This window comes from Streptomyces sp. NPDC015032 (assembly GCF_043080425.1).
Lineage (GTDB): Bacteria > Actinomycetota > Actinomycetes > Streptomycetales > Streptomycetaceae > Streptomyces.
In genome coordinates, this window is the sequence record NZ_JBIBVN010000001.1 from 596,926 (window position 1) to 607,386 (window position 10,461).

Here is a 10,461-nt window from a genome sequence, read left to right on the forward strand (position 1 = left end):
ACTGATCCACCTGGGGTTACGGGACAGCCCTTGGCATCGCGCCCTCGCCGGCGCCAGCCGCGGCCATCGGTTTCCCCGACCTCGTCAGCTCTCGTTCTCCACGGCCAGGGCCGCCAGCCGGTCGAAGGTGCGGATCAGCTCCGCGCGCCTCTCCTTCTTGTACCCGTCCGCGGGCTCCAGGCCGTCGATGATCCGCTCCCACACGTCCATGAACGTCTTCTTCCAGCCCTCGACCACCGCCGCCTCCGGTACCTTCGCGCCGACGTAGTGCTGCTCCGCCATCAGGCACAGCAGCTCGACGTTGCACGGCACGGCCACGCCCCAGTAGTCGTCGGGCTCCAGGCCGACCGGGTCGCCGGCCATCGCCTCCTCGATCTCCGAGATGAGCCGTCCGGTGATGTCCGACAGGTGATCCGCGGCCGTGTCACTGTCGAAATTCCCACTGCCCCAGGTGCCCATGGGTCCTCCCTCTTTGCCGTCCTCCGTCTGCGCCGGTTCTATCAATCGGGACTGACAACAGGGGTGCCCGCAGGGCCGTCCCCCGCCGGGTCCAGCGCCAGCCGGTAGCCCCGTTTGACGACCGTCTGGATGAGGTGGGGCACGCCCAGTGCCGTACGCAGCCTCGCCACGGCCGTCTCCACCGCGTGTTCGTCGGCGCCGCCGCCGGGCAGCGCGCGCAGCAGGTCGGCTCGGGACACCACCCGGCCCGGCCGGCGGGCCAGGGTGTGCAGCAGGGCCATTCCCGCGGGCGGCACCGTGCGCAGTGCGCCGTCGACGATCACGGCGCGGCCGCGGATCTGGACGTGGTGCCCGGCGAGCGGCAACGTGTGTGCCCTGGCGGGGAGTTCATGGCACAGCAGCTGGACGAGCGGGGCGAGCCGGGAGCGTTCCGGCTGGACGGTGCCGATCCCCCGGGCCCGCAGCGGGAGGGCGGTGACCGGTCCGACGCAGGCCACGAGGACGTCCTCCCGCAGGGCGCTCAGAAGCTCCGGGAGCAGCCCTCGTCTCTCGGCCCGGCCGAGCAGTGACACGGCGGCCGGGGCGCTGGTGAAGGTGAGGGCGTCCAGGTCCCGGGCCAGAGTGGTGTCGAGCAAGCGGTCGAGCGGGGTGATGTCCTCGGGGTCCTCCCAGCGGTAGACGGGTACGGCGATCACCTCGGCTCCCGCGCCGCGGAGCGACTCGACGAAGCCGGGGGCGGGTTCGCCGTGCAGCTGGACAGCGATACGGCGGCCCTCCACGCCCTCGCCCAGGAGCCGGTCCAGCACCTCGGCCATGGATTCGGAGGCGGGTGACCACGCCTCGGTCAGCCCGGCGGCCCGGACGGCGCCCTTGGCCTTCGGGCCGCGGGCCAGCAGCTCGACGTCGCGCAGGACCGTCGTCAGCCGGTCGCCGAGACCCCAGCCCTCGGCGGCCTCGATCCAGCCCCGGAAGCCGACGGCGGTGGTGGCGACGACCACGTCGGGGGCGGCTCCGACGATTCCCCGGGTGGCAGCGAGGAGTTCGGTGTCGTCGGCGAGCGGCACGGTCCGCAGGGCGGGCGCGTGCATGACGACGGCGCCACGCCGCTCCAGCAGCGCGCCGAACTCCGCCGCGCGCCGCGCGGCGGTGACCCCGACGGTGAAGCCCGCGAGCGGCCCGTGCTGTGCGTCCTCGTGCATGTGGTCTGCCCGGCTCTCGTCCCGCTGCTGCCCGATGCTGCCGACGGCCGAGCCTGCCAACGGCGCGTGACGGACCTGGTTCAGCCGTATTTCCCACACGTTACGTCCGTTGGCACCGAACGGTCATGGATCACGCCGCCCGGCATCGCCGGTCCGCGGTCCGGCGCGTCCGAGCGAGGTGGATCCGGGCGCGGGGGTCCGGGCGCGGGGGTCCGGGCGCAGAGGTCCGGGCGCAGAGGTCCGGGCACAGAGGTCCGGGCACAGGGATCCGGGCACAGGGATCCGGGCGCAGGGGTCCGGGCACAGGGATCCGGGCACAGGGATCCGGGCACAGGGGTCCGGGTGCAGGGGTCCCCGGTCCAGGGGAGGCGTACCGCTCTCGGTTCACCGGTCAGGCGGTTCCCAGCATGAGCGCCGCGTCGGGCCGGGGCAGCCAGCTCCCGCCGGGCCGCACCATCCAGCCCTCCTCGGCACCGAGCCGGGCCGCGGCTTCGCGCAGGGCGTCGAGGCCGGGGTGACGCAGCCCCTTGCGCCAGACCAGCAGGAGCGGGGAGACCGGTACGGGCCGTACCAGCGGACGCACCACGGTGCCCGGCATCGGAGGGAAGCCGACGACGCACAGAACGGCGTAGCGCGACTTCGCCATGACCCGTTGGAATTCGGCCACACCGATGGCGAGCGGGACGGGCGGTGCCAGTTCGATGCCCCACTCGGCGAAGAGCAGCCGGGCGAAGTCTGTCCATTCCTCGGTGCGCGGGTTCCCGGCGCCCGCGTAGACGGTCTCACCGGCCAGGTCGGCCAGGGCGACGGTCTCGTGCGCGGCGAGGGGGTGACCGGCCGGGAGCAGCACGGCCATCGGCTCGTACCGCACCGGCTGTACGCCGAGCCGCACCCGCACCGCGGGGTCGAGCCCGGCGGCGCGGCCGAAGGAGACGTCGAGCCGCCCGGCGAGGATCTCGCCCGCGGCCCAGGTGAGCCCGCTCTCGAAGCGCGCCATCAGCTCGCACGCGGGAGCCAGCTCCCGAGCGCGGGCGAGGACCCGGGCAGCCGTCATGCCGTCGGTGTTGAGGTCGACGAAGAGTGGCCGGGCCGCGGGGTCGGCGAAGGCCGCGGCAAGATCGTCGTGCGCCTCCAGCACCCGCCGGGCGTACGGCAGGAGACGTTCGCCGTCGGCGGTGAGGGAGACCTGCCGGGTGGTGCGCACAAAGAGCTCCGCACCCAGTTCGCGCTCCAGTCGGCGGATGTCCCGGCTCAGCGCCTGCTGTGCGATGTAGAGCCGGGCGGCGGCGCGGGTGAAATGCAGTTCCTCGGCGACGGCGACGAAGGCGCGGAGCAGCCGGGGGTCGGTGTGGGTACCGGGATGGGAATGCGTCCGGGTCGTGCCCGGGTCGGCAGCGGAGATGGCCACCTCAAGAATTTACAACACAGATGCGTTAATCGGTACGGAGAAGGTGTTGGACCCCATGCGGCGTGCGCCCCGAGGGTTGATCCATGCCGTACGAGAGAACACCGCCCACCGACCCCATACTCACCGTCTCCGGAAACCTGCTGATCATCGCCCCGCGCGCCGCCGCCCCCGCCCGGCCCGCACCCACCAACCCGTACCGCCGCCTGCTCGCCACCCCGGGCGCCCGCGCCTTCACCGCGGGCAACCTCCTGGCCAGGCTGCCCATGGGGATGTTCAGCGTCAGCGCGGTCATCATGATCGCCGGCTCGCGCGGCTCGTACGCCCTGGCCGGAGCCGTCACCGCGACCGGCCTCGCCGCCACGGCGGTGGTCGCCCCCTGGACGGCCCGGCTCGTCGACCGGTACGGACAGGCGCGGATCGCGGTGCCCGCCACCGCGATCGCCGCGCTCGGCTCGCTGGCCCTGCTGCTCTGTGTGCACTACGGAGCCCCGTCCTGGACCCTCTTCGCCTCCTACGCCGCCACCGCCACCACCCCCAACACGGGCGGGATGTCCCGGGCCCGCTGGGCCCATCTGCACCGGGGCGATCCGGCCGCCCTGCACACCGCGAACTCCTTCGAACAGGCCGCCGACGAACTCTGCTTCATGCTCGGCCCCGCCCTCGCCGCCCTGCTCTGCGCGGCGCTCTTCCCGGAGGCCGGAACGCTCGTCGGGGCGGTCCTGCTGATGACCGGCGTGCTGATCTTCGCCGCCCAGCGCGCCACCGAACCCCCGGTGGCGCCCCGCACCACCCGCACCAACTCCCCGCTCCGCACTCCCGGCATGCCGGCCCTGCTCGCCGCCTTCCTCGCCACCGGCGCGGTCTTCGGCGCGATGGAGGTCGTCACGATCGCCCACGCCGGGGGCGCGATCCTGGCTCTCCAGGCGGCCGGATCGTGCGTGGCGGGGCTGCTGTACGGATCACTGCGCCCGGCTGTGGACGTCCGGCGCCGGCTGCTGGGCTGCCTGGCGGGGATGACGGCGCTGATGTCCCTGCCACTGCTCACCACCTCCGCGACCGATTCGCTGCTCGCCCTGGCGGGCGCACTGCTGCTGGCGGGCGCCGCGACGGCACCGACGATGGTGACCGGCATGACACTGGTCCAACGCCTCACCCCGGAAGGCCGGTTGAACGAGGGCATGACCCTGGCCGTGACCGCGATGCTGGGCGGGATCGCCGCTGGTTCGGCGACCGGCGGCTGGATGGTGGAGCACGCCGGGCGGACGACCGGCTATGCCGTGCCGGTGTGCGCGGCGGGGCTGGCGCTGGCCGTCGCGACAGCCGGGGTCCGCGTCCCCCGGAAGTGATGCGCGCGGGCGCGGGGCTCCGCGCAGAACAACGAGAACCCCGCTGCCTGTGGGCAACGGGGTTCTCGTTCACATGGGAATTGTGGAGATGGCGGGAATCGAACCCGCGTCCAACGGTGCAGAATCAGGGCTTCTCCGTGTGCAGTTCGCTGCGCTTTTCTCGGCCCCGGAGATCACGCGAACAAGTCTCCGACGGGCTCAGTCACTGTTTGATTTCCTTCCAGGCCCCGTGACCGGGTCTAGAAGTTTAGATCCCTTGATGATGCCAGGATCCGGGTCGGGATCACCCCCGGGCTGACACTTCGCAAGTCGCTACTTAGGCAGCGAGGGCGAAGGAATCGCGCTTGGTGTTGGCGATTATTGGTTGCGACATATGGTTTACGAGATCATTGCCGCTTCCTCGACACGCTTCCCCTGCTTCGACATCCGCTGTCGAAACCGATCATCCCCATGTTGTGTTTTCAATACGTGCACCTTCGGTGAGGCGCAGTGCCATCGTACGTGACCAACGCACGACGATGCCAGCCTATTCCTGCCCGCCCCGCCCGTGCGCCCGCGGCTACGCGCTGCGCTGGCGCCGGCGTGCCGCCGAGATCGCGCGGTTGGTCTCCCGCAGGTCCTGCTTCTCGCGCAGCGTCTGCCGCTTGTCGTACTCCTTCTTGCCCTTGGCGAGCGCGATCTCGACCTTGACCCGGCTGTCCTTGAAGTACAGCGCGAGCGGCACGATGGTGTGCCCCGTCTCGCCCGACTTCGCCTCCAGCTTGTCGATCTCCGCCCGGTGCATCAGCAGCTTGCGCTTCCGCTTGGCCGAGTGATTGGTCCAGGTCCCCTGCACGTACTCCGGGACATGGATGTTGTGCAGCCAGGCCTCGCCGCCGTCGATCTGGACGAAGCCGTCCACCAGCGAGGCCCTGCCCAGCCGCAGCGATTTGACCTCGGTACCCATGAGTACGAGGCCGCACTCGTAGGTGTCGAGGATGTGGTAGTCGTGTCGCGCCTTCTTGTTCTGCGCGATGAGCTTGCGCCCGGTGTCCTTTTCCTTAGCCATAGTGCGGCCATTTTCGCACTACGACCCACCCCCGAGGCCACTCAATACTGTCTCGGCCCGCTGCTCGGCCCGGGAGCTCACCGCGAGGTCCGGGGTGATGCCGCGGCCGTCGACGCCACGGCCCGCCGGGGTGCGGTAGTGGCCGACGGTCAGCTCGGCCACCGAACCGCCCGGGAGCCTGCTGGGCATCTGGACCGAACCCTTGCCGAAGGTGCGCGAGCCGACGGTGACGGCGCGGCCCCGGTCCTGGAGTGCACCGGTGAGGAGCTCGGCGGCGCTCATCGTGCCGCCGTCGACCAGGACGACGAGGGGCCGGGCGGTGTCACCGCCCGGCTGCGCGTAGAGGGCACGCTGTTCTCCGTGCACGTCGTACGTGGCAACCAGGCCGCCGTCCAGGAAGGCGGAGGCGGCGGTGACGGCCTCGGTGACCAGGCCGCCGGAGTTGCCGCGGAGATCGAGGAGCACCCCGGCGTCCGTCGGCGCGTCCCGGACCGCGTCGCGGACCCTGCCACCCGAGCCCTTGGTGAACGAGTCGACCTCGATCAGCACGGCCTCGGAGGAATCGGAACGCTTCGGCCCGATCCGCCGGACGGTGACGGCCTCGGTGGAGAGGGTGGCCCGGCGCAGCGTCTCGGTGTGCAGCGCGGCGCCCCTCTGGACACCCAGCACGACTGCGGTGCCCGCGGACGCCTCCGTGCGGTCCCCGCGCAGCAGGGCGACGACCTCGGCGACGGGGCGCCTGTCGATCCGGTGGCCGTCGACCGTGCGGAGCAGATCGCCCGGCTCGATGCCGGCCCGGTCGGCGGGGCCGCCGGGCTGGACCCGGGCCACCTCGACCAGCCCCTCGGCGGAGCGCCTGGCGGAGATCCCGACGCCGGTGTACGAGCCGTCGAGGGCCTGCTCGAACTCCTCGTACTGCCGCTCGTCGTACACCGCGCCCCAGCGGTCCCCGCTGCGGCTGACGACCCCCTCGGCCGCCTGCTTGCCCGACTTGCCGTCGGCCACGGCCCGGGCGGCGGCGTCGGCCACCTCGTCGCCGTCGACCGTGGAGGCGACGTAACGGGTCGCCGGATCCGGAGACTTCGAGCCGCCGCGCGGCAAGGAGCCGGTGGCCGCCGCGGTGGCCAGCACGCTCGCGAAGACCAAGGTCAGGGCCGCCCCGCGGCGCACGCCGCGGGGCCCGAAACACTGCGCGGGACCCGACATGGCGATGAGTCTAGGACAACGCCCTTGTGGCACACGGTCGGTTGACCGTGCACCACCAGGGCGCTTTTCACACCTTCAGGTACTTGCGCAGCGCGAAGAGGGCGGCAACAGCGGGCATCAGCAGGCCGATCGCCAGGACCAGGGGCAGCTTGGTGAGAACCGCGTCCCAGCCGATGAAGTCGATCAGGTTCAGCTTGCTCTGCAGGGCCAGTCCGCCGTCGATCAGGAAGTACCGGCCGGCCAGCAGCATCACGCAGGCGAGGATGCCACCGATGAGGCCGGCGAACGCGGCCTCCATGATGAACGGCATCTGGATGTAGAACCCGGAGGCGCCGACGAGCCGCATGATGCCGGTTTCGCGTCGTCGGCTGAACGCGGACACCCGGACGGTGTTCACGATCAGCATCAGCGCGATGACCAGCATCAGCGCCATCACGAAGAGGGCGGCCACGTTCATACCGTTCATCAACTGGAAGAGGTTGTCCAGGATCGACCTCTGGTCCTGGACGGACTGCACCCCGTTGCGCCCGGCGAAGGCGGTGGCGACGACCTTGTACTTCTTCGGGTCATGGAGTTTGACCCGGAACGACTCCTGCATCTGGTCCGGTGTGATGTCGCCCGCCATGGGCGAATCGCCGAACTGCGCCTGGTAGCGCTTGTACGCCTGGTCGGCAGACTCGTACGTGACCGTCTGGACGGCGTCCATCTTCTTGAGGTCGGCCTCGATCTCCTTCTTCTGATCGGCGGTGACCGCACCCTTGGCACACTTGGGCATCGAGGTCACATCGTTCTTGCTGCAGAGGAAGATCGAGACGTTGACCTTGTCGTACCAGTAGTCCTTCATCGTGCTGACCTGCTCGCGCATGAGCAGCGCGCCGCCGAACAGGGCGAGCGAGAGGGCGACGGAGACGACGACGGCGAAGGTCATCGTGAGGTTGCGACGGAGGCCGACGCCGATCTCCGACAGGACGAACTGGGCGCGCATGGCGTCCTTTCAGTGCTCGATGCTCAGTGCTGGTAGCCGTAGACGCCGCGGGCCTGGTCACGTACGAGACGGCCCTGCTCCAGCTCGATGACGCGCTTGCGCATCTGGTCGACGATGTTCTGGTCGTGGGTCGCCATGATCACGGTGGTGCCGGTCCGGTTGATCCGGTCCAGCAGCTTCATGATGCCGACGGAGGTCTGCGGGTCGAGGTTGCCGGTCGGCTCGTCCGCGATGAGCAGCATGGGACGGTTCACGAAAGCCCGCGCGATCGCCACGCGCTGTTGCTCACCGCCGGAGAGCTCACCGGGCCTCCGGTCCTCCTTGCCACCGAGGCCGACCAGGTCGAGAACCTGCGGCACCGCCTTGCGGATCTCGCCGCGCGGCTTGCCGATGACCTCCTGCGCGAACGCCACGTTCTCCGCGACGGTCTTGTTGGGGAGGAGTCTGAAGTCCTGGAAAACCGTGCCCAGCTGGCGGCGCATATGCGGCACCTTCCAGTTGGACAGGCGCGCGAGGTCCTTTCCCAGGACGTGGACCATGCCCTGGCTGGCACGCTCCTCGCGGAGGATGAGCCGCATGAAGGTGGACTTGCCGGAGCCGGAGGAGCCCACCAGGAAGACGAACTCACCCTTCTCGATATCGAGAGACACATCCCGTAGAGCGGGACGGCTCTGCTTCGGGTAAGTCTTGGAGACGTTGTCGAATCGGATCACGGATGCACCACGGTCGGCCGGGAGTAGGTGTGCGTGACCATACGCGAACCGGCCCGACGCGTGCAGGCGCGCGTCCGAGGATGGGCGATTTATGGCAGAACGGCACTGCCGGAAGCCCGGCCGAAGTGCTACGGAACGGGTGATGTCCGGCGGGCCGCGCCGAAATCCGCGCGAGCTGGCACAGTGGGAGGGGGAACGGTTGCGTCCCCATGAGCGTTGTACGGAGCGAGAACGTATATGCGGCTCCGCAGCGCGGGAGGAGGAAGGCGCATGACCTATGACCGACTGGTGTGCGCAAACTGCGCGGCGCCCGTGAACGAGGGCCGCTGCCCCGTATGCCGGGCAAGCCGTGAGCGGCTGCAGCAGGAGCAGGGGCAGGGAATCTTCGCCGGGCTGAGCCCCGTGACGCTGGTGGCCCTGCTGGTGGTGCTGCTGGGCGCGCTGGCACTGCTGGCGCACCAGACCGTGTAGCCGCGGGGAGCCCGTCCGTCCGCCTGCGAGAGCGTATGTGTACACGAAGGGGCCCGGGATGCCGATGACGGCATCCCGGGCCCCTGTGTGCGTGCCTGTACCGCGGGCGGCCCTTAGGCGACCGTACGGCCGTTCACCAGGCGCGGCAGGATCCGGAAGCCGATGCCTCCGGCAATCATCGTCGCGGCGCCGACCAGCAGGAACGTGGTCTCGGCGGCACCGGTCTCGGCGAGCTCGTCCTTGCCCTTGCCCTGCTCGACCGGCTGGTTGCCGGCCGAGTCGGGGGTGGTGTTGTTCGCGCACTTCGCGCCGTCGAGGTCGACGGTGCAGCTGTCGCCACCGGTCGCGGAGCCCGAGGTGGCACTACCGGTAGCGCCACCGTTACCCGTGGTACCGCCGTTACCCGTGGTGCCACCATTGCCGGTGGTACCACCGTTAGCCGTCGTACCACCATTGCCGGTGGTACCACCGTTACTCGTGGTACCGCCATTGCCGGTGGTACCACCGTTACCCGTGGTACCGGACGAGCCCTGGGAACCGGACGAGCCCTGGGAGCCCGACGAGCCCTCGCTGCCCGACGAACCCTGCGAACCCGACGAGCCCTGCGAGCCGGACGAACCCTGCGAGCCCGAAGAGCCCTCACTGCCCGACGAGCCCTGCGAGCCCGACGAGCCCTCACTGCCGGACGAGCCCTGCGAACCCGACGAGCCCTGCGAGCCGGACGAACCCTCGCTGCCCGACGAACCCTGCGAGCCCGACGAGCCCTGCGAGCCCGACGAACCCTCACTGCCCGACGAACCCTGCGAACCCGACGAACCCTGCGAACCGGACGAACCCTCACTGCCGGACGAACCCTGCGAACCCGACGAACCCTGCGAACCCGACGAACCCTGCGAGCCCGAAGAGCCCTCGCTGCCCGAAGAACTGCTGCCGGCCGCCTGACCGCCGTCGTCGACACCGCCCGGGTCACCGCCCTGGGTGCCGCCCTCCGAACCGTTCAGGTCGGCGTCGACACCCAGAACGCCTTCGTCGGCCTCGGCCTTGGCCGTGAGACCGCCGACACCGACACCGATGCCGACGGCCGACGCCGCACCAGCAGCGGTAAGCGAAGCACCCGCGGCGATCACCGCACCTGCGGCTATCCGCGCGACGCGTACCCGCGTCTTCTTGGTCATCTGCTGCTACCCCCAGTAGCTGTTCTCGTCATGGAGCAGCCATATGCGGGCCCTGGCTCTGCGGAGTTTGCTCCGAACGGCGCCACATGGAGCCGTGGTCATGCCGCCCGCCCCCGTTCACACCTGTCCCAGACATACGCGTGCTGCTCTAGCACCCTGTCCACAGTTAAGGACTACGTCAAGGCCGTTCCGTGCAATACGAACCGATTTGGTGGCAGTTGACCTTCATTCGGACTCACGACTGTGACGCACTCACCACGGCGCCTGCGCAACTCATGCCCCAACTCCCTTCCGGGGGCGGCTCGTACGCATCCACGACGAAAACGGCGGTGGGGGGGGCCCCGGGGGGGTGGGGGCCCCCCGGGGGGACAACCCGGGTACAGGGCGGGGGGGCGGCCGGCCCGCCGCCCTCTCCCCCCGCGTGGGCCCCCGGGGGCCCCCCGCCCCGAAG

General features: G+C 70.4%; 10 protein-coding genes and 1 other RNA gene. 2 read left to right on the forward strand and 9 right to left on the reverse strand.

The window, feature by feature from the left end; genetic code table 11:
• Nucleotides 1-84: 84 nt before the first annotated feature.
• From ACF08M_RS02695 to ACF08M_RS02705, 3 genes are all read right to left on the reverse strand, one after another.
• On the reverse strand, nt 85-459 hold the full coding sequence (locus tag ACF08M_RS02695; protein WP_392183401.1) for a DUF4259 domain-containing protein: 375 nt from the start codon (nt 457-459) through the stop codon (nt 85-87).
• A 41-nt stretch (nt 460-500) separates the two neighbouring features.
• Nucleotides 501-1,658 (reverse strand): uroporphyrinogen-III synthase, encoded by a 1,158-nt coding sequence (locus ACF08M_RS02700; protein WP_392183451.1) that lies wholly within the window; start codon nt 1,656-1,658, stop codon nt 501-503.
• Between the two features lie 391 nt (nt 1,659-2,049).
• A complete protein-coding gene (locus ACF08M_RS02705; RefSeq protein ID WP_392183452.1) occupies nt 2,050-3,060 on the reverse strand; it encodes a LysR family transcriptional regulator in 1,011 nt (336 codons plus the stop codon).
• An 89-nt stretch (nt 3,061-3,149) separates the two neighbouring features.
• Between ACF08M_RS02705 and ACF08M_RS02710 the strand changes: the two genes are divergently transcribed.
• Nucleotides 3,150-4,412, forward strand: a complete 1,263-nt coding sequence (locus tag ACF08M_RS02710; protein WP_392183402.1) for an MFS transporter — start codon at nt 3,150-3,152, stop codon at nt 4,410-4,412.
• 80 nt (nt 4,413-4,492) lie between these two features.
• On the opposite strand, the gene ssrA is transcribed toward ACF08M_RS02710, so the two are convergent.
• From ssrA to ftsE, 5 genes are all read right to left on the reverse strand, one after another.
• Nucleotides 4,493-4,862: a transfer-messenger RNA gene (ssrA, locus tag ACF08M_RS02715) on the reverse strand.
• Between the two features lie 109 nt (nt 4,863-4,971).
• The gene (gene smpB, locus ACF08M_RS02720) at nt 4,972-5,460 is read right to left on the reverse strand and encodes an SsrA-binding protein SmpB (RefSeq protein WP_392183403.1); all 489 of its coding nucleotides are present in this window, start codon (nt 5,458-5,460) and stop codon (nt 4,972-4,974) included.
• Nucleotides 5,461-5,478: 18 nt separating this feature from the next.
• Nucleotides 5,479-6,666: a S41 family peptidase gene (locus ACF08M_RS02725; protein ID WP_392183404.1), complete on the reverse strand. Its 1,188-nt coding sequence runs from the start codon at nt 6,664-6,666 to the stop codon at nt 5,479-5,481.
• A 67-nt stretch (nt 6,667-6,733) separates the two neighbouring features.
• Nucleotides 6,734-7,651, reverse strand: coding sequence for a permease-like cell division protein FtsX (gene ftsX, locus ACF08M_RS02730; protein WP_392183405.1), 918 nt, complete (start codon nt 7,649-7,651; stop codon nt 6,734-6,736).
• A 23-nt stretch (nt 7,652-7,674) separates the two neighbouring features.
• Nucleotides 7,675-8,364 (reverse strand): cell division ATP-binding protein FtsE, encoded by a 690-nt coding sequence (gene ftsE, locus ACF08M_RS02735; RefSeq protein WP_266746501.1) that lies wholly within the window; start codon nt 8,362-8,364, stop codon nt 7,675-7,677.
• A 270-nt stretch (nt 8,365-8,634) separates the two neighbouring features.
• Between ftsE and ACF08M_RS02740 the strand changes: the two genes are divergently transcribed.
• Nucleotides 8,635-8,835: a hypothetical protein gene (locus tag ACF08M_RS02740; RefSeq protein WP_361456105.1), complete on the forward strand. Its 201-nt coding sequence runs from the start codon at nt 8,635-8,637 to the stop codon at nt 8,833-8,835.
• A gap of 113 nt (nt 8,836-8,948) precedes the next feature.
• Here ACF08M_RS02740 and ACF08M_RS02745 read toward each other — a convergent pair whose 3' ends face one another.
• Nucleotides 8,949-10,010: a hypothetical protein gene (locus tag ACF08M_RS02745; protein WP_392183406.1), complete on the reverse strand. Its 1,062-nt coding sequence runs from the start codon at nt 10,008-10,010 to the stop codon at nt 8,949-8,951.
• Between the last annotated feature and the right edge of the window lie 451 nt (nt 10,011-10,461).

Coding starts and splice junctions, on each gene's coding strand:
- ACF08M_RS02695 (WP_392183401.1), bottom strand. CDS start 459: ATGGGCACCTGGGGCAGTGGGAATTTCGACAGTGACACGGCCGCGGAT.
- ACF08M_RS02700 (WP_392183451.1), bottom strand. CDS start 1,658: ATGCACGAGGACGCACAGCACGGGCCGCTCGCGGGCTTCACCGTCGGG.
- ACF08M_RS02710 (WP_392183402.1), top strand. CDS start 3,150: ATGCCGTACGAGAGAACACCGCCCACCGACCCCATACTCACCGTCTCC.
- smpB (WP_392183403.1), bottom strand. CDS start 5,460: ATGGCTAAGGAAAAGGACACCGGGCGCAAGCTCATCGCGCAGAACAAG.
- ACF08M_RS02725 (WP_392183404.1), bottom strand. CDS start 6,666: ATGTCGGGTCCCGCGCAGTGTTTCGGGCCCCGCGGCGTGCGCCGCGGG.
- ftsX (WP_392183405.1), bottom strand. CDS start 7,651: ATGCGCGCCCAGTTCGTCCTGTCGGAGATCGGCGTCGGCCTCCGTCGC.
- ACF08M_RS02740 (WP_361456105.1), top strand. CDS start 8,635: ATGACCTATGACCGACTGGTGTGCGCAAACTGCGCGGCGCCCGTGAAC.
- ACF08M_RS02745 (WP_392183406.1), bottom strand. CDS start 10,010: ATGACCAAGAAGACGCGGGTACGCGTCGCGCGGATAGCCGCAGGTGCG.